We start from the raw sequence: 20,851 nt of genomic DNA, 5'->3' as shown, positions 1-20,851 counted from the left end.
GCTTCGTCTCGCTGCGCTCGCTCAGCGACCTGTGGGGTGGGGATGGGGGTTCAGCGGGGGTCCGGGTCGTCCAGGTCGACCTCGGCGAAGTGGTCCTGCTTGCCGAAGGTCGGGTTGTGCACCGCGCCGAGCGTGATGTGCACGGCCTGCTGGTCGGTGTAGAAGTCGATCGAGCGGTAGCCGCCCTCGTGGCCGAGGCCCGAGGCCTTGACCCCGCCGAACGGGGTGCGCAGATCGCGCACGTTGTTCGAGTTCAGCCAGACCATGCCCGCCTCGACGGACTGGGCGAAGTTGTGCGCGCGCTTCAGGTCGTTCGTCCAGACGTACGCGGCCAGGCCGTACTTCGTGTTGTTGGCCAGGGCGAGCGCCTCCTCGTCGGAGTCGAAGGGGGTGATCGCCACGACCGGCCCGAAGATCTCCTCCTGGAAGATCCGCGCGTCGGGGGAGACGTCGGCGAACACGGTCGGGGCGATGAAGTTGCCGAAGGCGAAGTCCTTCGGCTGGCCGCCGCCGGCGACCAGGCGCCCCTCGGTCTTGCCGAGCTCGACGTAGCTCATCACCTTCGCGTAGTGCTCGGGGTGCACCAGCGCCCCCACCTCGGTGTCGGGGTCGTGCGGGTAGCCGACCTTGACCCGCTGCGCCTGGGCGGCGTAGCGCTGCACGAACTCGTCGTAGATCGACCGCTCGACGAGGATCCGCGAGCCGGCCGTGCAGCGCTCGCCGTTCAGCGAGAAGACGCCGAAGATGGTGGCGTCGATGGCGGCGTCCAGGTCGGCGTCGGCGAACACGACGGCCGGCGACTTGCCGCCCAGCTCCATCGACAGGCCCTTCAGGAACGGCGCGGCGTTCCCGAAGATCAGCTGACCGGTGCTGCTCTCGCCGGTGAACGAGATGAGCGGGACGTCGGGATGCTTCACCAGCGCGTCGCCGGCGTCCTCGCCGAGTCCGTTGACCAGGTTGAACACGCCCTGCGGCAGGCCGGCCTCTTCGAAGATGCCCGCCCACAGCGACGCCGACAGCGGGGTGAACTCGGCCGGCTTGAGCACGACGGTGTTGCCGGTGGCCAGGGCCGGGCCCAGCTTCCACGACTCGAGCATGAACGGCGTGTTCCACGGCGTGATCAGTCCGGCCACGCCGATCGGCTTGCGGTTGACGTAGTTGATCTGCCGGCCGGGCACCTTGAAGGTGTCATCGGCCTGGGCGACGATCAGGTCGGCGAAGAAGCGGAAGTTCTCCGCCGCGCGGCGGGCCTGCCCGAGCGCCTGCGTGATCGGCAGGCCCGAGTCGAAGCTCTCCAGCTCGGCCAGCCGCGCGTCGCGGGACTCGACGATGTCGGCGATCCGGTGCAGCACCCGGGAGCGCTCGCGCGGCAGCATCCGCGGCCACGGGCCCTCGGTGAACGCGCGCGTGGCGGCGGCGACGGCCCGGTCGATGTCGGCCTTCTTGCCGGCTGCGGCCTGCACGTACACCTCGTTGGAGACCGGTTCGAGCACGTCGAACGTGTCGCCGTCCAGCGAGTCGACGAAGGCGCCGTCGATGTAGTGCTGGATGCGCGGGGGCAGGTCGGCGGGAACGTGGCGCCGATCGAGGGCGGGGGCGGTGTCGGTCATGATTCCTCCATCGGGGAGTTCGGGGAAGGGGAGTCGTGGTGGCGGGCGAGCAGGAACGCGTCCAGCGTCCGCCAGCGGTGGTTGCGCGCGGCCAGTTCGATCTGCAGCGCGTCGGCGCCGTCCTCGATCAGCCGCAGGAGCTGCTCGTGCTCGGCGACCGAGTGCGCGGCGCGGTCGGGGACGATCGCGAAGGTCGAGTCGCGCACTCCCGGCAGGCGCCGCCAGCCCCGGTGCACGAGGTCCAGGATGTGCGGATTCGGGCACTGCTCGAACAGGATGGTGTGGAACCGCTGGTTCAGGCGGGTGAACTCGTGCGGGTCGAAGTGGTCCAGCAGCAGCCGCATCCGCTCGTTCACCGCGCGGGCCTGCGCGAGCTGCTCCGGCGTGATCCGCGGCGCGGCCAGCGAGATCGCCGACCCCTCGACGAGGCCGAGGGTCTGCATCGTGAAGACGTACTCGCTCTCATCGACCACCGAGACCCGGGCGCCGACGTTCCGCTCGAACGTGACCATGCCCTCGGCCTCCAGACGTCGGATCGCCTCCCGCACCGGCACGACGCTCATCCCCAGCTCGTCGGCGATGGTGCCGAGCACCAGCCGGTAGCCGGGTGTGTACCGGTGCTGCGTGATGCGTTCGTGGATGAACGCGTAGGCCTGCTCGGATTTGCTCAGCGCGGCGGCGACGGTGCTGCTCATCGGTCCTCCCGCGCGTGCTCGGCCTCGTACCGAGCACGCCACTGCGCGTTCATCGGGAACAGCCCGTCGATGCGGTGTCCGGCCGCGACCTGCGCGGCAACCCAGCCGTCCTCGTCCTCCTGGGCGAGGGCGGCGTCCACGACCTCTTCGACCATGGCCGTCGGGATGACGATCACGCCGTCGCTGTCGCCGACGATGACGTCGCCGGGCTGTACGGTGGCGCCGCCGCAGGCGACGGTGAGGTCGTGGTCCCAGGCGACGTGCTTGCGTCCGAGCACCGCCGGGTGCGAACCCTGCGAGAAGACCGGGATGCCGACGGCCGCGACCGCGTCGTAATCGCGCACCGCGCCGTCGGTGACGATGCCGGCCGCGCCGGCGGCGTGCGCGCGGATCGCGAGGATGTCGCCGAGCGTGCCGGCGCCCGCGTCGCCGCGCGCCTCGATCACGATGACCTCGCCCGGGCCTACGGCGTCGAACGCCTGCTTCTGCGGGTTGTAGCCGCCGCCGTGCGCGCGGAACAGGTCTTCGCGGTTGGGCACGAACCGCAGGGTCTTGGCGGTGCCGATCAGCTTGGCGTCGGGGTGCATCGGGACCAGGCCGTCGATGGCGACGTTGTTCAGGCCGCGCTTGCGCAGCTGCGCCGACAGGCCGGCGACGGGGGCGCGCTCGAGCTTGGCGCGCAGCTGCGCGCTCAGCGCCGGCTGCGGGTCGGCCAGTCCCGCGGCGGCGCGCGTGCCCCAGGCATCCGCCCGCTGCGCGTCGTCGACCGCGGGCAGCGAGCCGATCGCGGCGTCGAAGCCGTCGGCGCCCTGGACCACGGTGGTCAGCAGGCGGCCCGAGGTCGGTGCGCCGGGGGCGGTGGGCGCGTCGAGCTCGACCTCGACGACATCCCCGGGGACGACGACGGAGGAGCCGGCCGGCGTTCCGGTGAGGATGACGTCGCCCGGCTCGAGGGTGAAGTGCTGCGACAGGTCGGCGACGAACTGCGCGAGCGGGAAGATCAGACCGGCCGAGGTGTCGTCCTGCACGAGTGCGCCGTTCACCCAGGTGCGCAGCCGCAGGGCCGCGGGGTCGACGGTGCGGGCGTCGATCAGGTGCGCGCCGATCGGCGTGTAGCCGTCGCCGCCTTTGGAGCGGACGTTGGACCCCTTGTCGTTCGCGCGCAGGTCGTACACGCCGAAGTCGTTCGCGGCGGTGACCCAGCCGACGTGGTCCCATGCGGTCTCGAGCGGGACCCGGCGGGCGGCCGTGCCGATCACCACGGCGATCTCGCCCTCGAATGCGAGCAGCTCGGTGCCCGCGGGCCGCTCGATGCTCGCGCCGGAGGCGGCGACCGAGCTGGACGGCTTGAAGAAGTACGACGGGGATGCCGGGCGCCGGCCGCGCTGGTCGGCACGCGAGGCATAGCTCAGATGCACGGCGATGATCTTGCCCGGGCGACCGGGAAGCCCCGCGAAGCGCGGGTCGGCGGCATCCGTCGTCGATGTGCTGTCAGTGCTCATGAGCCCCCTCGCCCTTGTGTTGTATCTGAAATCGTATATGATCAATCGGAATCCGGCAAGCGTTCCGGTTCTCCCGGAATGGCACTAGCCTCGGGCCGGGGACAGCGCAGTCACCACAGACAGAGGAGTCGACACATGAGTACACCGGCAGCGGACGGCCCGGACGAGGACATCCTCACCCCGACCGGCACCATCGCGTCGCCCAAGGATCGCCGGCGGGTCGTGTTCGCCACGGTCATCGGAACCACCGTCGAGTGGTACGACTTCTTCATCTACGCGTTCGCCGCGGCCACCGTGTTCGCGGCCCTGTTCTTCGAGCCGATGGGCGAGGACTTCGCGCAGATCGTGTCGTTCTTCAGCGTCGGCGTGAGCTTCCTGTTCCGTCCGCTGGGCGCCTTCCTCGCCGGTCACTACGGCGACAAGATCGGACGTCGTCCGATGCTCGTGATCACCCTGCTGCTGATGGGTGCGGCCACCACCCTGGTCGGCGTCCTGCCCACGACGGCGGTCATCGGCGTCTGGGGGCCGATCCTGCTGATCTTCCTGCGCGTCGTGCAGGGCATCTCGGCCGGCGGCGAGTGGGGCGGCGCGGTGCTCATGGCCGTCGAGCACGCCCCGAAGAAGAAGCGCGGTCTGTTCGGCGCGTCACCGCAGATCGGGGTGCCGATCGGCCTGCTCCTGGCATCGATGGTTCTCGCGGTCGTCGAGGCGATCTTCCCGGGCGTGCCGGCCGGCTCCGACATCGCGCTGGCCGACACTCCGTTCGGCCAGTGGGGCTGGCGCATCCCGTTCCTGCTGTCGATCGTGCTGATCGGCGTGGGCTACTGGGTGCGACGCCGCGTCGAGGAGAGCCCGGTGTTCGAGGAGATCGCCGAGCGCAAGGCCGAGACGCGGATGCCCATCGTGAAGCTGCTGCGCCACCACCTGCTGCTGGTGATCGTCGCCGCGCTCGTGTTCGCCGGCAACAACGCCGTCGGCTACATGACCACGGGCGGATATGTGCAGCATTACGCCACCGACCCGAAGGGGCCGATCGGCCTCGACGCCGGCCCCGTGTTCTGGGTCGTCGCCCTGTCGGGCGTGACCTGGCTCGTGTTCACCTGGCTCGGTGGATGGCTCTCCGACAAGATCGGCCGCCGCAACATGTACATCATCGGCTGGGTCTGCATGCTCATCGGCATCGCCGTGCTGTTCCCCCTGGTCAACGTCGGCACCATCTGGTCGATGCTGATCGCGCTGGTCATCCTCACCGTGGGACTGGGGTTCACCTACGGCCCACAGGCGGCGCTGTACTCGGAGCTGTTCCCGGCCTCGATCCGCTTCTCGGGCGTGTCGATCTCGTACGCGATCGGTGCAGTGCTGGGCGGTGCGTTCTCGCCGCTGATCGCACAGGCGATCTTCCAGGCGACAGGGTCGACGACGTGGATCACCTGGTACCTCGCGGGCGTGGTCGTGATCGCGTTCCTCGCGACGCTGCTGCTGCGCGACCGCACCGGCATCCCGCTCGACCCGGAGCACGAGGATCAGCAGGCCCGCGGTCAGCTCTACGGCATGAAGCAGGCCTGAGCGCGCGGCGCGCTCTCTCGCGCGCGCGCGCAGCGCTGGGCTTGCAGCGCTGGGCTCGCAGCGCTCAGATTGCCGAGACCGGGGATTCCCGTCGAGACCGACGACATCGTCATCGGTCTCGACGGGATTCCCGTGTCTCGCCGCTGCCGTGGGGGGATGCCGCATCCGTCCACCGGATCGAGCGGGCGAACGCGATCAGCGCCCGCACCCGCTCCGGCGGCTCGGTCTGCGCCGACCAGATCACGTCGATGCCCACCGGCGCCACCGGCGGATCGATCTGCTTCATGACCACCGGGTAGCCTTCGTAGCTCGCCGGGTTCGCGGGGCGCTGGACGAGGATGCCGTAGCCCAGCCCGCGTCCGACGAGGGTGCGCACGACCTCATAGCTGCTGGTGCGGTGCCGGATGCGGGGGACCAGCCCGCGCGCGGCGAACAGCGACAGCGTGTGGGCGCTGGACGGCGGCGCATCGAGGAGGATCAGGTCGCGGTCCGCGACGTCCTCGAGCCGGACCGCGGCGGCCTCCGCGAGCGGGTCGGATCCGGCGACGAGCACGTGCGCAGCTAGGGCGAACAGCTGCTCTCGCCGCGGCATCCCCGGAACGAGCGTGTCGTAGACGAACGCGACATCCACCTCGCCGGACTCGATCCGGCCCTCCATCTGATCCTGGGTGGCCTCGAAGATGTGCAGCTGCACGCGCGGATGCGCCTCGCCGAAGTCGTGCAGCAGCGGCGGCAGGACGGTCGGGGCCAGCGTCGGGTAGCAGCCGATCGTGATCGGGCCCACCAGTTCGCCGCCGCTGCTGCGCAGCGACGTCGTGAGCTCCCGCGCCGCGGCCAGCAGGGGCCGCGCCTGTGCCACGGCATGCGCGCCCGCGCTGGTCAGGGTGAGGCCGTGCGCACGCCGCCGTACGCACAGGCGCGTCCCCATCACCCGTTCCAGCTCGGTGATCGCATCCGAGACGGCGGACGCCGTGATGTGCAGCTGTGCAGCCGCCGCGGCGATGGTGCCGGCATCCGCCGCCGCGGTGAGGTACGACAGCTGTCGGAGGGTGAAGTCCGGAAGGTCTGGAGCATCCATACGTAGATTCTGCTTGGGTTTCACCCAGACACAAACCGCTTTTGCATGTCAAGCTCGTCGCCCACACTGGAGGGGCGGCGATGATGCCGAACCGAACGACGGGAGAAAACGCCATGTCAGACAATCTCGAAGACGCCATCGCCGAGGCCGGCAGCCCGCAGAAGCTGCTGTGGGAGTCGCAGACCCCGCCGTCGATCGTGCCCCGGGTGGTGCCCGAGTTCACGAACTGGCGCGATGAGCAGCGCGCGTGGCAGCGCACCGCAGTGCTCTACGACCAGTCGCACCATATGTCCGATCTGAACATCAAGGGGCCGGATGCGCTCAAGCTGATCAGCGACCTCGCGGTCAACAGCGTCGCGAACTTCCCCGTCGATGTGGCGAAGCAGTTCGTGGCGGTCAGCCCCGACGGTCACGTCATCGGCGACAACATCCTGTTCCACCTCAGCGACGACGAGTACCAGGCCGTCGGCATCCCGCCGTCGATCAACTGGATGCACTACCACGCCGAGACCGGAGGCTACGACGTCGAGGTCTGGCGGGATGACCACTCGGGCTATCGTGACGGCGACCCGGTGCTGTATCGGTACGAGATCCAGGGCCCCGGGGCGATGGAGGTCATCCGCGAGGCGATCGGCGGCGAGCCGCCGCAGCTGAAGTTCTTTCACATGACCACGCTCACGATCGCCGGCAAGCCGGTGCGCGCGTTGCGCCACGGAATGGCCGGCGAGCCCGGCCTCGAGCTGTGGGGGCCGTGGGAAGACAACGCGGTGGTGCGCGCCGCGCTCATGAAGGCGGGGGAGACGACCGGACTCACGCCGGTCGGCGGCCGTGCGTATCACACGAATGCCCTGGAGTCCGGGTGGCTCCCGCGGCCGCTGCCGGCGATCTACACCGACGACAGCCTGGCGGACTATCGGCGCTGGCTCACAGACAAGGCCCGCGGGTACGAGCGGACCGCACCGCTGGGCGGCAGCTTCTACTCCGAGAACATCGAGGACTACTACGTCACGCCGTTCGAGCTCGGCTACGGCAAGATCGTCAAGTTCGACCACGACTTCATCGGGCGCGAGGCGCTGGAGCGCATGGTCGCCGAGGGCAGGACCGACACCCGCCGCAAGGTCACGCTGGTGTGGAACGGCGAGGACACCGGTGCGGCGTTCGCGTCGATGTTCCAGGACGGCGTGGGGGCGAAGTTCTTCAACCTGCCGATGGCGCTGTACGACACGTTCCACTTCGACCGGGTCGAGGTCGACGGGCGCCTGGTCGGACTGTCGACGTGGACCGGATACTCGGCGAACGAGCGGCGGATGCTGTCGCTGGCCGTCGTCGAGTCGGAGTTCGCCGAGCCGGGCACCGAGGTCGAGGTGGTCTGGGGCGAGGACCCGGTGTCGTCGAAGGCGCAGGTCGAGGAGCACGTGCAGGTCAAGATCCGCGCGACCGTGCAGCCGGCGCCGCTCACGGTGGAGGCGCGCACCGACTATCGCGCGAACTGACGGCCGCGACGGTGCCGGGTGGATGCTGCGGCCTGGGTAGTCTGCCGGTGTGAGCGAGAGTGCGACCCCCGGCCGGCTGGCGCTGCTGCGCGCGACCATCGCGGTCGTGGCGCAGGGCGGGCTGCGGTCGCTGACCTATCGGGCCGTGGCGGCGGAGGCGGGGGTGTCGCACGGCCTGGTCCGGCACCATTTCGGCACCCGCGACCAGCTCATCGCGGCATCCCTCGACTACGCGGTGACCGAGAGTCTGCGCGCGTCGAGCATGTTCGACGAAGTGACGGATGCCGCGGCCTTCGCCGCCGGGATCGAGACGCTCGCGCAGCGGGACGGCGATATGCAGGCGTTCCAGTACGAGCTGCTGTTGGAGGCGCGGCGCCGGCCCGAGCTGCGGCCGCACGCGCAGCGCTACTACGCCGCGTATCGCGACGCGAATGCGGCTGCGCTGCGGCGGATCGGGGTGCGCGACGAGGCGCTGATCGACGCGATCTGGTTCGCCCTGGACGGGCTCGTGTTCCGCCAGGTCGTGCTCCCGGAGGACGTCGGGCCGGTGCTCGACCGCATCCGCGCGCTCGTCCGGGCCGCGGCATCCCCCGCCTGACCCGCCCTCCGCCGAGGTTGTCCTCGGTCCGCCGAGGTTGTGCTTTGTTCGCCGAGGTTGTCTTCGGTGCGTCGAGGTTGTGCTTTGTTCGCCGAGGTTGTCGTCGGTGCGTCGAGGTTGTGCTCTGTTCGCCGAGATTGTTCTCCGAACTTCGAGGACAATCTCGCGGGACGGAGGACAACCTCGCGGGACGGAGGACAATCTCGCGGGACGGAGGACAACCTCGGCGGGGGACGGGGAGGCGCGGGGAGGGCGGGTTGACTATCCATTTGGATAGTCATACAGTGTGGGCACCGCCGAGGACGGCGGAGACCACAGCGACCGAAGGCGGAACGCATGAGCACCGACCTGTCCACACGCCACGTCATCGTCGTCGGCGCCGGCTTCTCCGGCCTCGTCGCCGCGCGCGAACTCGAGGGCGCCGGCATCCGGGTGACCGTCCTGGAGGCGCGCGACCGCATCGGAGGACGCGCCTGGACCGACGAGCGGATGGGGCACGCCCTGGAGATGGGCGCCACCTGGGTGCACTGGTTCCAGCCCTTCGTCTGGACCGAGATCACCCGCTACGGCCAGTCGATCTACCCCAGCCCGTACCACGAGCAGGCGTACTGGCTCACGGCCGGCGACGTGCATTCCGGGCCGGAATCCGAGATGGATGCCAAGCTCAGCCGGCCGCAGGAGCGGATCTTCGAGGGGTCGCGCGAGTTCTTCCCGTACCCGCACGAGCCCCTGCACATCCTCGACTCCGGCGACGACGACCTGATCGCCCGCTTCCGCGCGGCCGACCAGGGCGGCGTCCTGGATGCCCTGCGCGACGGCACCTTCACCCAGGAGGAGATCGACCTCGCCGATGCCTACTGGAACGCCGGCTACAACGGGTACGGCTCCAGCGGGTCGCCGCTGATGGCCAAGCACTGGGCGTCCCTCAGTGACCACCGGCTGCCCCTGCTCGACGACCAGACGCTGCGCTACAAGCTCACGAACGGCATGCGCGGGATCTACGAGTCCATCGCCGCCGACCTGCACACCGACATCCGGCTGAACACTCCCGTCGCGGCGATCGCCCACGACGCGCAGGGCGCGCAGGTCACGCTGGCCGACGGCGGCATCGAGCGAGCGGATGCTGTGATCCTGACGGCACCGCTCGGAGCGCTCTCGAACCTCTCGTTCACGCCCGCGCTTCCGGCGAAGGCGCAGGAGGTCATCGATGCGGGCTGGAACTGCACGGGATTCAAGATCTGGATCAAGATCCGCGGGCATCACTCGTTCATCGCGACCGCGCCGACCGGCCACCCGATCGCGATGGCGCGCAGCGAGTACTTCCTCGACGACGACACGACGATCTTGGTCGGGTTCGGTCCGGACCGCACGAAGATCGACTGGGATGACCGCGACCAGATCCAGGAGATCGTCAGCCGCTGGCGTCCCGACCTCGAGGTGATCGAGGCCACCAGTCACGACTGGGGCGGCGACCGATGGACCGGGCAGACGTGGGCGACGCCGCGGTCGGGGCAGTTCCTCGAGGGGTGGAGCCTGTTCCGCGGCACCGATACGCGCCTGCGCTTCGCCGGCGCCGACTGGGCGAAGGGCTGGAACGGCGTGGTCGTCGACGGCGCGATCGAGTCGGGCATCACGACCGCGCGCGGCCTGATCGACGAGTTCCGCACGGCCTGACCGCGGCATCCCCGCCCCGACCCGGGCCGCCCCCGCTCCGAACCCAGGCCCGCGCCGCCCGCCCGGGTCAGCCGCCGATCGAGGCGCGGATCACGTCGGCGGCCCGCTGCAGGCGCGCGGCGAGCTCGCCGGCCCGACGCTGGTCGCCCAGCGACACCACCGCGATCGCGGCCGGGGCGCGCCCGCGCAGCGGCAGGGGGACGGCCACGGCGTGCAGGTGGGGGATGACCTCGTCGTGGCTGACCATGAACCCGTGCGGCTCAGCCGCGCGCAGCTGCTCCTCGATCTGCGCCGAGATCGTGGCGGGCCACTGCGACCGGGGGAGCAGGCTGAGCACGGCGCGTCCGGGGGCGCCGATGCCGAGGGGATGCCGCGAGCCCGGCCGCTGCGCCACCGACGCGCCGGCATGCCGCGGCTCGACGCTCACCAGGGTCACGCACTCGTCGCGGTCGAGCACCACCAGAAAGCAGGTGAGCCCCACGTCGTTCGCGACCGCGGTCAGCTCGGGCAGGGCCTCGGACTGCAGATCCCGCGCGACGCCGGCGGCCAGTGCGGCCAGACGCGCGCCGAGCTCGATCCGCCCGCCGTCGGTGCGGCCGGTGAGGCCGTGGTGCTCGAGCGTGCGCACGAGCCGGTAGGCCACCGAGCGGTGCACGCCGAGGCGCCGGGAGACCTCGTCGATCGCGAGCGGCTCGGCGGCATCGCTGAGGATCTCGAGGATCCGGATGCCGCGGCTCAGCGTCTGGCTGGCGGGCGCATCGCTCGTCTCGGTCACAGTCCTCCGCTCGCGGGCCTTGATCGTCGGCCGCCTGTCGTATACGATTCTGTTCAATAGTAGAGTGTCGCGTTCCAATATAGAACAATGCCGTGAGAAGCGACACCCTCGATGCCGAGGAGAATCCATGCAGTTCCATCACAACGGTTACGTGTCCGGTGAGCCCCGCGTCCTGCCCGCGGCCGGAACCGGGATCGACCGCCCGACCGAACTCCCCGATGAGGTCGACGTGCTCATCGTCGGCTCGGGCCCGGCGGGGATGCTCCTGGCCGCCCAGATGTCGCAGTTCCCCGAGATCACCACGCGCATGATCGAGCGCCGGCCGGGCCGGCTCGCCCTCGGCCAGGCCGACGGCATCCAGCCCCGCAGCGTGGAGACGTTCCAGGCGTTCGGCTTCGCGCCGCACATCGTCGCCGAGGCGTACAACATCGCGTGGATGAACTACTGGACCCCCGACCCGGAGCATCCCGAGAACATCATCCGCACCACGCGCCAGGCCGACTACGCGCAGGACATCAGCGAGTTCCCGCACCTGATCGTCAACCAGGCCCGGGTGCTCGACTACTTCGCCGAGGCTGCGGTGCGCGGCCCCGGCCGGATCACCCCCGACTTCGGCATCGAGTTCGTCGGCCTGACCGTGCACGACGAGGGCGAGTACCCGGTCGAGGTGCGGGTCCGCTACGTCGCGGGGGCGCGCGAGGGGCAGGAGCGCACCATCCGGGCCAAGTACGTCGGGGGCGCCGACGGCGCCCGCAGCCAGGTGCGCGAGGCCATCGGGCGCAAGCACGTGGGGGCGTTCGCCGCGCATGCGTGGGGGGTGATGGATGTCACGGTGGAGACCGACTTCCCGGACTGGCGCACCAAGTGCGCGATCAACTCCGAGGCCGGCAACATCCTGCACATCCCGCGCGAGGGCGGATACCTGTGCCGGGTCTACGTCGACCTGGGCGAGGTGCCCGAGGGCGACCACCACCACGTGCGGCAGACGCCGCTGGAGAAGACCGTCGCCAAGGCCAACGAGATCCTGCACCCGTACACGATCGAGGTGAAGCAGGCCGGCTGGTACAGCGTGTACGAGGTCGGGCACCGGGTCACCGACAAGTTCGACGACGTCGAGGTCGGCTCGGACCGCGCCCCGCGCGTGTTCCTCATGGGGGACGCCTGTCACACGCACTCGGCCAAGGCGGGGCAGGGCATGAACGTCTCGATGCAGGATGGGTTCAACCTGGGCTGGAAGCTCGGGCTCGTGCTCACCGGCCGCAGTCCCGAGGAGCTGCTGTCCACGTACTCGGCCGAGCGTCAGCCGGTCGCCCAGGAGCTCATCGACTTCGACCGGCAGTGGTCCTCGCTGATGGCGCGCAAGCCCGAGGAGATCTCCGACCCGCAGGAGCTCGCCGACTTCTATCTGGCCACCAGCGAGTTCCCGTCCGGCTTCATGACCCAGTACTCGCCGTCGATCATCACCGGCGACGCGACGCATCAGGAGCTGGCCACCGGCTACCCGATCGGCAAGCGGTTCAAGTCCGCCGAGGCGGTGCAGGTGTGCGACGGCAACGTCACGCACATCGGGCATCAGCATCAGGCCGACGGACGCTGGCGGATCTACGCGTTCGCCGACCGTCCCGGTCAGGGCGAGGCATCCGCCCTCGCCGACTGGGCGGAGTGGATGCGGACCTCACCCGATTCGCCGATCGTGCAGTACACACCGGCCGGGGGGGACGAGGACGCGGTGTTCGACGTCAAGGTCGTCTACCAGCAGCACTTCGACGCGGTGGATGTCGTGGCGGCGCCCGACGTGTTCCGCCCCCGCTGCGGATCGCTGCAGCTGATGAACTGGGAGCGCGTGTTCGCCGCCGGCGACGGCATCGACATCTTCGCCGAGCGCGGGCTGTCGCGCGACGGCGTCGTGGTCGTCGTCCGGCCCGATCAGTACGTCGCGGCGGTGCTGCCGCTGACCGCGACCGACGAGCTGGCGGCGTTCTTCGCGCAGAACCTGGTCGCGGTGTGAGGCGGCCGGCTCAGCTGCCGCGCACCTCGCGGTAGCGGTGCTCGGGCCGGCCCGTCGCCCCGTACCGCAGGCGCAGCTCGACCAGCCCCTGCTGCGCCAGTGCCGACAGGTAGCGCTGGGCGGTCGGCCGGCTGACCCCGATCGCCTCGGCGACGTCGGCCGCCGAGACGTCGTGGTCGGCGTGCCGCACCGCGGCGCGCACCAGCCGCAGCGTCTCGGCTGACTGCCCCTTGGGAGGGGTGGTGATGCTGCCGGTGCGCATGAGCTGGAACAGGCCGTCGACCTCTTGCTGATCGGCCTCGCCGCTGTCCGAATCCAGCTCTGCGAGCCGGAAGTGCAGGTCGCGGAACGCGTTCAGGCGCTCGGCGAGCGTGGCGAACCGGAACGGCTTGACCAGGTAGTGCACCGCGCCCTGGGTGATCGCGGCCCGGATGTGCGCGAGATCGCGCGCGGCGGTGATGACGATCACCCCCGGCTGCGTCGGCGCCTCGCCGAGTCGGCGCATGATCTCCAGCCCCGACTGGTCGGGCAGGTACAGGTCCAGCAGCATCAGGTCGGGACGGTCCGCGCGCACCTGCTCGAGCGCTTCGGCGGCGGTGTGGGCGATCCCGCTCACCGTGAACCCCGGCACCTTCGCGACGAATTGCGCGTGCAGGTCCGCCACCCGGAAGTCGTCGTCGACGATCAGTGTGCGCACGGCGGGCAGGTCCTCGGTCACCGCAGCACCGCCGCGGTCTGCGGTGCGGTGCGCCGCGGCACCTCGACGGTGAAGACGGCGCCGGGTCCCTCCGAGACGTCGATCCGGCCGCCGTGCTGGACGACCACCCGGTGCACGAGCGCGAGGCCGAGCCCGCGGCGCCGCTCGCCGGCGTTCGGCTTCGTGGTGAATCCGTCGTCGAACAGGCGGGCTGCGGCATCCGGTGCGATTCCCGGCCCGCTGTCGCTGACCTGCACCCGCACCCGGTCGCCGTCCGCCAGGATCTCCACCTCGATCCGCCCGGGCTGGGGGCCGGCGACGGCGGCGTCGATGGCGTTGTCGACGAGGTTTCCGAGCACCGTCAGCAGCACCCGCGGGTCGGCCTCGGCCGTGCCCAGCTCGGACCGATCGGACAGCGTGAGCGTCACTCCGCGTTCGGCCGCCACCACCGACTTGGCGACCAGCAGGCCGACCAGCTGCGGGCTGGCGATCTGCTGCTGCAGGCGCGCGGCCAGGTCCGAGGCGGTCGCCGAGAGCTCGGCCACGTAGGCGGTCGCCTCGGCGACGCTGCCGAGCTCCAGCATCCCGGACAGCGCATGCATCCGGTTCGCGTACTCGTGCTGCTGGGCGCGGAGCGCATCGGTGAGGCCGCGCACGTTGTCCAGCTCGCGCAGCAGGCCCTCCTGCTCGGTGCGGTCCGACACGGTGATCACATGGCCGAGGTCGCGGCCCTGCAGGTGCACCGGCATCCGGTTCAGCACCAGGACGTGCTCGTCGGTGAGCAGCACGAGGTCGGCACCGGTCACGTCGCCGCTGAGGATGTCGCGGACCCGCCCGGCTGGGACGACGTCGCCCACGCGCATCCCGAGTTCGGCGCGCGGGATGCTCAGCAGCCGACGCGCCTCGTCGTTGATGAGTGCCACCCGGTCGTCGGGGTCCAGGCCGATCACGCCCTCGGCGACGCCGTGCAGCATGGCTTCGCGCTCCTGCAGCAGGGTGGCGATCTCGCTGAGTTCAAGCCCGAACGTCTGGCGCTTCAGGCGGCGGGCCAGCAGGAACGAGCCGAGCACCCCGACGGCCAGCGCGATGCCCGAGTACAGGGCGATCGAGGGCATCCAGCGCCACAGGCCGGATTCGATCTCTTCGGCGTCGATGCCCACCGAGACCTCGCCGACGATCCGGCCGGACTCGGCACGCAGCGGCACCTTGGCGCGCGCCGACAGGCCGAGGGTCCCGCGCTCGACATTGACGGCGGTCTTGCCCGACAGCGCCGAGCTCGGGTCGGTGGACACCCGCTGCCCGATGCGGTCGGGCACCGGATGCGAGTAGCGCACGCCCTGGTCGTCGGTGACGACGACGAACAGCGCCCCGGTGGATCGCCGCGCCGCCTCGGCGCGGGTCTGCACGACGCCCTGGGGATCGTGCGCCAGCACGGCGTCGGCGATCCCCGGCTCGACCGTCACCGTGTTGGCGATCGCGAGGGCGCGCTGCTCGAACTGGTGCACGAGCATCTCGTGCGCCTGCCACAGCGACAGGGCGAAGCCCACGAGCAGGGCCGCCACCAGCATCGCCACCTGGGTGCGCAGGATGCTGGTGGACAGGCGGCTGCTGCGGGCCATCGGTGCTCCTGCTTCTTCGCGGGTGCGGGTGCGGATTCGAGGGGGCGGATACGGGTGCGGGTGTCATTGTCCCACTTCGGGACGGGCGCGGACCGGGAGTCGACCCCGCGCAGAATGCACGAAACCCTCAGCGACCGGCGGTGAGGGCGGCCACGCCGTCCAGGATGCGGTCGATCCCGAAGCGCAGCGCGTCGTCGCGGCGCGCGCCCGCGTCGGCGAACGCGGCCAGGGTGAGCGGGTACGCGGCCGCGCGGTCGTCCGGGATGCTGCCGATGGTGTCGGCCAGCTCCTGCTCGGGCGCGGGCCGGGCGCGTTCCTGCCGCACCAGGCCGAGCACGTGGCCGACCAGGAGCACGAGCACGTCGAGCTTCTCGGCACCGGCCAGCGGCAGCTTCGTCATCGCCGCCAAGCCGGCCTCGTACCAGGCCAGCTCGGACGGGCCGGGGGGATGGGGACGCTGGGCCAACTCGACCGCCCACGGGTGCGGTGCCATCCGGTCGTGCAGCTGGGTGCCCCACGCGGCCAGACGGGCGCGCCACGATGGCCCCTCGATCGGGTCCGGCGCCCCGTCGAGGGCGCGGTCGAGCATGATCGCGTCGAGCTCGGTGCGCCCCGGGACGTAGCGATACAGCGCCATCTTCGCGGCGTCCAGCCGGTCGGCGACGACCTGCATGGTGACGGCATCCAGACCGCCTTCGTCGGCGATCGCGATCGCGGCATCTGCGATCGTCGGCACCGACAGTCGCGGCTTGGGTCCACGGCGGGGGCGCGGGTCCGATCCCCACAGCAGCGCGACGAGGGGCGCGGCATCCGGTGTGCTCATCGGCTCTCCTCGAGAAAATAATTGCGTCTAGCGTACGCGATAAGTATTGTGTCTGGGAGACGCAATTAATTTTGGGAGAGCACATCATGAGGATCCTGATCTCGGGGGCCGGCATCGCCGGCGCGGCACTGGCCGGCTGGCTCGGCCGCAACGGGTGCGACGTGACGGTGGTGGAGAAGGCGTCGAGCATCCGGCCCGGCGGCCAGGCGGTGGACTTCAAGGGGCGCACGCATCGCACCGTGCTGGAGCGGATGGGCGTGTACGACGACATCCGCGCACAGCAGACCAGTCGGACCGATTGGCGCATCGTCGACGAGAGCGATCGGGTCCAGGCGGTGATCCCGGGCGAGTTCATCGGCGGGGATCTGGAGATCCTGCGCGGCGACCTCGCCGGCATCCTGCACCTGCGCAGCGCGGCGGACGCGAACTACGTGTTCGGCGACGAGATCACGGCCCTGACCGAGAGCACGTCGGGCGTCGAGGTCGGATTCGCGGGACGCCCCGCCGCGCGGTTCGATCTGGTGATCGGCGCGGACGGCGTGCACTCGGCAGTGCGCCGCGCCGCCTTCGGCCCCGAGTCGGATCATGTGCACCCGCTGGGCTATGTGTACGCGGTCGCGGGCGGCGCGGTCGATCTGTCCGGGCTGGAGACGTCCCTGCCGGACGGTCGCGCCGTCGCATACGGGTACAGCCGACCGGGCCGCCTGGCGCTGGCCGGTGGGCAGAAGGCCCCCAGCCTGTTCGTCTTCGCGGCGGATCCCGGCGACTACGACCGGCGGGATGTCGACGCCCAGCGCCGTCTGCTGCGTGCCGCATTCGAGGGGGTCGGCTGGCGCGTGCCGGAGATGATCGCGGCGGCGGTCGAGGCATCCGACTTCTATCTGGATGCGCTCACGCGCACCCGGATGCACTCGTTCACGCGGGGACGCGTGGCGCTGGTGGGCGACGCCGGCTACGCCAACACGCTCGGCGGCTTCGGCACCGGGCTGGCCCTGGTCGGCGCGTACATCCTGGCGGGCGAGCTGACGGCGGCCCGCGGCGACCATGCCGCCGCGTTCGCGGCGTACGACCGGCGCATGCGGCCGCTGACGAAGGTCGCGCGCAGCGGAAACGCCGGGCGCTTCCTCGCGCCCGGGTCAGATCGTGCGATCCGACGCCGGAACAGGACCTTCACGAACCGCGCGATGCTGGGCACCATGATGTGGATGACGGAGCGGTTCGCGACCGACCGGACCGTGCCCGACTACCGGATGGCGTGAGCGGTCCGATCGTGAACCCGACTCTCGATCGCACGCGGTTCGCCGCGGTCAGGAGTTCACGCGGATGATCTCCCGCTGGTACGGCGCGATCACGCTCGACGAGATGCGGCAGTCCAGCAGCAGGAACGGGCGTTCTGCGGCCGGCTGCGCGGCCCACGCGGCGAGCCGGTCGAGGTCGCGCAGCGTGTGGACCACGACGCCCTCGGCGCCGACCGCTGCGGCGAGTCCGGCGAAGTCGACGTCGGGGATCAGCATCGGCGCGGTGGCCAGCCCCTTCAGCCCGTAGAGGTTCACTTCGGCACCGTAGGCGCCGTCGTTCCACACCACCGCCAGACCACGGCCGCCGGCGGTGCGCACGGCGCTCTCCAGATCGGCGATCGCCATCAGCCCGCCGCCGTCGCCCGTGGTCAGCACGATGGTCGCGTCGGGCTGCGCGAGCGCGGCGCCGGGCACCGACGGGAAGCCGAGGCCGATCGACTGGAACGCCGTGCCCACCATGAGCATTCGGTCGGGGGAGGCGACCGGCCAGTACATGTTCGCCCAGCCGATGAAGTGGCCGCCGTCCGAGACGACGACGCGATCCTCCGGCAGCAGCGCCCCGATGCGCACGGCGACCGCCCGCGGGTCGAGCCGGCCGTCGGCGGCGTACTCCTCGCCCTGCTCGCGGGCGGTCAGCGCCGGCAGATCGATCTGCTCGCGCCAGCCGCGCGGCACGGCCCCGATCGAGTCGAGCTCGGCGACGAGGGCGGATGCCACGGCCGCCGCGTCGCCGCGGATGAAGCCGCCCACGTGCGCGTGCGTGGCCGCGGGCGCGACATCCACCTGCACCACGCGCGTGCCGGGGGCGAACAGCTCGCCGAAGCGCATCGTGAACTGGTTCAGCGAGGCGCCGAACACGACCGCGACATCCGCATCGTGCACGAGCGCCATGGCCCCTTCTGCGCCGAACCCGCCCGCCACCCCCAGGTCATAGCGGGCGTCGGGGAAGACGCCACGGCCCAGTGCGGTCGAGGCCGTGACCGCACCGGTGCGGTCGGCCAGCGCGCCCAGCGGCCCGCTCGCCCCGGACAGCCAGGCTCCGCGGCCGGCGAGCAGGAACGGACGCTCCGCTCCTGCGAGCTCCTGCGCCAGTTCGGCGATCTCGGCCCGGCCGAACGCGGTCGGCGCGAGCGGCGCGGGCAGGACCGGAGCGGGCGCATCCGGGACCGGGCCGGCCTCGAGCGCCGCGACGTCGTAGGGGATCGCCAGGACCGTCGGCACCCGGTAGGCCAGCGCATGCTCGATCGCGATGACCGTCGTGGCCGCGGCATCCGCTCGTCCCACGGTGTAGGTGCGCGCGCCGACCGCCGAGGCCATTGCGATCTGGTCCACGTCCCACGGGCGCGGCCCGCTGGTGGGCTCGTCGCCGACCACGAGGATGAGCGGGATGTGCGCCTGCACGGCCTCGGCCAGGGCGGTCAGCGTGTTGGTGAAGCCGGCGCCGTAGGTGGCCGTGGCCGCGGCGATGCGCCCGGAGGCGCGGAAGTGCGCGTCGGCGGCGACCACGCCGCCGGCCTCGTGGCGCATGGCGGTGTAGGTGGCGCCGGTGCCCCGCACCAGGGCGTCGAGGAAGTACGCGTTGCCGTTGCCCATCACCCCGAACACGTGCTCGATGTGCGTGGCGAGGGTGGTGGCGACGTGGGCGGAGACGGAGGGCATGGCGAAGCCTTTCGAGACAGGGACGGATGCGGATGCCGTATGTGTCTCGCGCGCCGCGGTCATCGCGGTGGCTGCGTGCCCCTTTTCCGAGCACCGGCGGCGCGGGCCGCCCGACATCCCGATTCTAGTGCCGGTGGCCGGATCCGCGAGCGCGGCCGCGACGGGATGCCGGGGAGGACCACCGCCCGCCCGGCGTGCAGCACGGCCCTACGCGGGCAGACGAGACCTCTGCACTGGCAGTCAACCCTCCGTGCTTCGCGGCGGCCGACAATGGGAGCAGAGCGCGGTCGGATGCCGCGCCCCATCGACTTGACGAAGGAGACACCGATGTCTGAGCTCACGCCGGAAGAGACCGCGCTGCTGAACCGGGTCCAGGCCCCCGCGGGTCAGGGTCGCGAGATCCCGGATGCTGCGACCCGGGAGATCATCGGGCGGGCGCCGGAGCTGTCGGTCGCCGACCTGGACGACGCGATCGCACGCGCCAAGGCCGCGCAGCCCGGCTGGGAGGCGCTCGGGCACGCGCAGCGCAGCGCGCTGCTGCTCAAGGTCGCGGACGCGATCGATGCGAACGCCGAGCCGCTCGCCCGCATCCTGTCGCGGGAGCAGGGCAAGCCGCTGAACGGTCCCAACGCCCGGTTCGAGGTCGGCGCGTGCTCCGCGTGGCTGCGCACCGCGGCATCCACGGTCCTCGAGCCCGAGGTGATCGTGGACGACGGCGAGACGCACGCCGAGCTGCATTACCGCGCGATCGGCGTGGTCGGGGCGATCGGTCCGTGGAACTGGCCGATGATGATCGCGATCTGGCAGATCGCGCCCTCGCTGCGCATGGGCAACACGGTCGTGATCAAGCCCAGCGAGTACACGCCGCTGAGCGTGCTCGCGATGGTCGCGGTGATGAACGAGGTGCTGCCCGCCGATGTCCTGATCGCGATCTCGGGCGGCCGCGAGGTCGGGGCCCGGCTGGCCGCCCACCCCGACATCGACAAAGTCATGTTCACCGGGTCGACCGCGACCGGCCGCAAGATCATCGAGAGCTCGGCCGGGAACCTCGCCCGGCTCACGCTCGAGCTCGGCGGCAACGACGCCGGAATCGTCCTGCCCGGCACCGACCCGCAGGCGATCGCGCAGGACCTGTTCTGGGGTGCGTTCATCAACACCGGGCAGACCTGCGCGGCGCTGAAGCGCCTGTACGTGCATGACTCGATCTACGACGACGTCGTGGACGCGCTCAAGGGCATCGCCGAGCAGACCCCGATGGGTGACGGGCTCGACGAGGCCAACGTGCTGGGCCCGCTGCAGAATCGGCAGCAGTTCGACATCGTCAGCCGTCTCGTCGAGGACGCGAGGGCGAACGGCGGACGCATCGTCACCGGCGGCGCCCCGGCCACCGAGCTCGGCGAGCTGTTCTACCCGATCACGCTGGTGGCCGATGTCAAGGACGGTGACGCGCTCGTCGATGAGGAGCAGTTCGGGCCGGCGCTGCCGATCATCCGCTACTCCGACGTCGAGGATGCCGTCGCCAGCGCGAACCGCCTGAACGTGGGGCTGGGCGCCTCGGTGTGGGGTGACCGCGAACAGGCACGCGAGGTCGCCGCACGCGTGCAGGCCGGCACTGTCTGGATCAACTCGCACGGCGGCGTCCACCCGATGATCCCGTTCGGCGGCGTCAAGGGCTCCGGCTACGGACTGGAGTTCGGCGTCGAGGGCCTGAAGTCGGTCGCCGTCCCGCAGATCATCAACGGCTGAGCGAGGAAGA

General features: G+C 70.9%; 16 protein-coding genes. 7 read left to right on the top strand and 9 right to left on the bottom strand.

What is annotated here, in order from left to right; translation table 11 throughout:
• Nucleotides 1-50: 50 nt before the first annotated feature.
• From hpaE to AC0L6F_RS05820, 3 genes are read right to left on the bottom strand one after another with little or no spacing between them, the layout of a single operon-like run.
• Nucleotides 51-1,610: a 5-carboxymethyl-2-hydroxymuconate semialdehyde dehydrogenase gene (hpaE, locus tag AC0L6F_RS05830; RefSeq protein WP_473539522.1), complete on the bottom strand. Its 1,560-nt coding sequence runs from the start codon at nucleotides 1,608-1,610 to the stop codon at nucleotides 51-53.
• Nucleotides 1,607-2,305 (bottom strand): GntR family transcriptional regulator, encoded by a 699-nt coding sequence (locus AC0L6F_RS05825; protein WP_274637739.1) that lies wholly within the window; start codon nucleotides 2,303-2,305, stop codon nucleotides 1,607-1,609. The genes hpaE and AC0L6F_RS05825 overlap by 4 nt, the downstream gene beginning before the upstream one ends.
• The gene (locus AC0L6F_RS05820) at nucleotides 2,302-3,807 is read right to left on the bottom strand and encodes a fumarylacetoacetate hydrolase family protein (protein WP_274637740.1); all 1,506 of its coding nucleotides are present in this window, start codon (nucleotides 3,805-3,807) and stop codon (nucleotides 2,302-2,304) included. Before AC0L6F_RS05820 ends, AC0L6F_RS05825 begins: the two co-directional genes overlap by 4 nt.
• 135 nt (nucleotides 3,808-3,942) lie before the next feature.
• Here AC0L6F_RS05820 and AC0L6F_RS05815 point away from each other — a divergent pair, with 135 nt between their 5' ends.
• Nucleotides 3,943-5,373, top strand: coding sequence for an MFS transporter (locus tag AC0L6F_RS05815; RefSeq protein ID WP_473539521.1), 1,431 nt, complete (start codon nucleotides 3,943-3,945; stop codon nucleotides 5,371-5,373).
• A gap of 109 nt (nucleotides 5,374-5,482) precedes the next feature.
• Here the strand turns inward: AC0L6F_RS05815 and AC0L6F_RS05810 are convergent, their stop codons facing one another.
• Complete coding sequence (locus AC0L6F_RS05810; RefSeq protein WP_274637742.1) at nucleotides 5,483-6,451, bottom strand: LysR substrate-binding domain-containing protein; 969 nt, start codon at nucleotides 6,449-6,451, stop codon at nucleotides 5,483-5,485.
• Between the two features lie 113 nt (nucleotides 6,452-6,564).
• On the opposite strand from AC0L6F_RS05810, the gene AC0L6F_RS05805 reads away from it, so the two are divergent.
• The 3 genes from AC0L6F_RS05805 (at nucleotide 6,565) to AC0L6F_RS05795 (ending at nucleotide 10,216) form a co-directional block, all read left to right on the top strand.
• A complete protein-coding gene (locus AC0L6F_RS05805; protein WP_473539519.1) occupies nucleotides 6,565-7,944 on the top strand; it encodes an aminomethyl transferase family protein in 1,380 nt (459 codons plus the stop codon).
• Nucleotides 7,945-7,993: 49 nt separating this feature from the next.
• Entirely contained in the window at nucleotides 7,994-8,542 is a 549-nt protein-coding gene (locus AC0L6F_RS05800) for a TetR/AcrR family transcriptional regulator (RefSeq protein WP_473539518.1), read from the top strand.
• Nucleotides 8,543-8,878: 336 nt separating this feature from the next.
• Nucleotides 8,879-10,216, top strand: coding sequence for an NAD(P)/FAD-dependent oxidoreductase (locus AC0L6F_RS05795; protein WP_473539517.1), 1,338 nt, complete (start codon nucleotides 8,879-8,881; stop codon nucleotides 10,214-10,216).
• A 67-nt stretch (nucleotides 10,217-10,283) separates the two neighbouring features.
• On the opposite strand, the gene AC0L6F_RS05790 is transcribed toward AC0L6F_RS05795, so the two are convergent.
• Complete coding sequence (locus tag AC0L6F_RS05790; protein WP_274637746.1) at nucleotides 10,284-10,991, bottom strand: IclR family transcriptional regulator; 708 nt, start codon at nucleotides 10,989-10,991, stop codon at nucleotides 10,284-10,286.
• Nucleotides 10,992-11,118: 127 nt separating this feature from the next.
• Here AC0L6F_RS05790 and AC0L6F_RS05785 point away from each other — a divergent pair, with 127 nt between their 5' ends.
• Complete coding sequence (locus AC0L6F_RS05785) at nucleotides 11,119-12,999, top strand: FAD-dependent monooxygenase (protein WP_473539515.1); 1,881 nt, start codon at nucleotides 11,119-11,121, stop codon at nucleotides 12,997-12,999.
• Between the two features lie 10 nt (nucleotides 13,000-13,009).
• Here AC0L6F_RS05785 and AC0L6F_RS05780 read toward each other — a convergent pair whose 3' ends face one another.
• The 3 genes from AC0L6F_RS05780 to AC0L6F_RS05770 form a co-directional block, all read right to left on the bottom strand.
• The gene (locus tag AC0L6F_RS05780; protein WP_259612424.1) at nucleotides 13,010-13,717 is read right to left on the bottom strand and encodes a response regulator; all 708 of its coding nucleotides are present in this window, start codon (nucleotides 13,715-13,717) and stop codon (nucleotides 13,010-13,012) included.
• On the bottom strand, nucleotides 13,714-15,315 hold the full coding sequence (locus AC0L6F_RS05775; protein ID WP_473539514.1) for an ATP-binding protein: 1,602 nt from the start codon (nucleotides 15,313-15,315) through the stop codon (nucleotides 13,714-13,716). The genes AC0L6F_RS05780 and AC0L6F_RS05775 overlap by 4 nt, the downstream gene beginning before the upstream one ends.
• A 127-nt stretch (nucleotides 15,316-15,442) precedes the next feature.
• On the bottom strand, nucleotides 15,443-16,138 hold the full coding sequence (locus AC0L6F_RS05770; protein ID WP_274637750.1) for a TetR/AcrR family transcriptional regulator C-terminal domain-containing protein: 696 nt from the start codon (nucleotides 16,136-16,138) through the stop codon (nucleotides 15,443-15,445).
• Nucleotides 16,139-16,224: 86 nt separating this feature from the next.
• On the opposite strand from AC0L6F_RS05770, the gene AC0L6F_RS05765 reads away from it, so the two are divergent.
• Nucleotides 16,225-17,397, top strand: a complete 1,173-nt coding sequence (locus tag AC0L6F_RS05765) for an FAD-dependent monooxygenase (protein WP_473539513.1) — start codon at nucleotides 16,225-16,227, stop codon at nucleotides 17,395-17,397.
• 48 nt (nucleotides 17,398-17,445) lie between these two features.
• Here AC0L6F_RS05765 and AC0L6F_RS05760 read toward each other — a convergent pair whose 3' ends face one another.
• Complete coding sequence (locus AC0L6F_RS05760) at nucleotides 17,446-19,095, bottom strand: thiamine pyrophosphate-binding protein (protein WP_473539512.1); 1,650 nt, start codon at nucleotides 19,093-19,095, stop codon at nucleotides 17,446-17,448.
• 327 nt (nucleotides 19,096-19,422) lie between these two features.
• Here AC0L6F_RS05760 and AC0L6F_RS05755 point away from each other — a divergent pair, with 327 nt between their 5' ends.
• Nucleotides 19,423-20,841, top strand: coding sequence for an aldehyde dehydrogenase family protein (locus tag AC0L6F_RS05755; protein WP_473539511.1), 1,419 nt, complete (start codon nucleotides 19,423-19,425; stop codon nucleotides 20,839-20,841).
• Nucleotides 20,842-20,851: the final 10 nt, after the last annotated feature.

It is taken from the genome of Microbacterium sp. G2-16M, assembly GCF_055809115.1.
Note: the sequence above shows the minus strand (reverse complement) of the source record. Positions and strands in the feature narration are given on the sequence as shown.

What these genes read in the sequence shown, in the direction of transcription:
- AC0L6F_RS05755 (WP_473539511.1), top strand. Translation starts at nt 19,423, where the DNA reads ATGTCTGAGCTCACGCCGGAAGAGACCGCGCTGCTGAACCGGGTCCAG.
- AC0L6F_RS05820 (WP_274637740.1), bottom strand. Translation starts at nt 3,807, where the DNA reads ATGAGCACTGACAGCACATCGACGACGGATGCCGCCGACCCGCGCTTC.
- hpaE (WP_473539522.1), bottom strand. Translation starts at nt 1,610, where the DNA reads ATGACCGACACCGCCCCCGCCCTCGATCGGCGCCACGTTCCCGCCGAC.
- AC0L6F_RS05825 (WP_274637739.1), bottom strand. Translation starts at nt 2,305, where the DNA reads ATGAGCAGCACCGTCGCCGCCGCGCTGAGCAAATCCGAGCAGGCCTAC.
- AC0L6F_RS05815 (WP_473539521.1), top strand. Translation starts at nt 3,943, where the DNA reads ATGAGTACACCGGCAGCGGACGGCCCGGACGAGGACATCCTCACCCCG.
- AC0L6F_RS05775 (WP_473539514.1), bottom strand. Translation starts at nt 15,315, where the DNA reads ATGGCCCGCAGCAGCCGCCTGTCCACCAGCATCCTGCGCACCCAGGTG.
- AC0L6F_RS05810 (WP_274637742.1), bottom strand. Translation starts at nt 6,451, where the DNA reads ATGGATGCTCCAGACCTTCCGGACTTCACCCTCCGACAGCTGTCGTAC.
- AC0L6F_RS05805 (WP_473539519.1), top strand. Translation starts at nt 6,565, where the DNA reads ATGTCAGACAATCTCGAAGACGCCATCGCCGAGGCCGGCAGCCCGCAG.
- AC0L6F_RS05765 (WP_473539513.1), top strand. Translation starts at nt 16,225, where the DNA reads ATGAGGATCCTGATCTCGGGGGCCGGCATCGCCGGCGCGGCACTGGCC.
- AC0L6F_RS05785 (WP_473539515.1), top strand. Translation starts at nt 11,119, where the DNA reads ATGCAGTTCCATCACAACGGTTACGTGTCCGGTGAGCCCCGCGTCCTG.
- AC0L6F_RS05760 (WP_473539512.1), bottom strand. Translation starts at nt 19,095, where the DNA reads ATGCCCTCCGTCTCCGCCCACGTCGCCACCACCCTCGCCACGCACATC.
- AC0L6F_RS05795 (WP_473539517.1), top strand. Translation starts at nt 8,879, where the DNA reads ATGAGCACCGACCTGTCCACACGCCACGTCATCGTCGTCGGCGCCGGC.
- AC0L6F_RS05770 (WP_274637750.1), bottom strand. Translation starts at nt 16,138, where the DNA reads ATGAGCACACCGGATGCCGCGCCCCTCGTCGCGCTGCTGTGGGGATCG.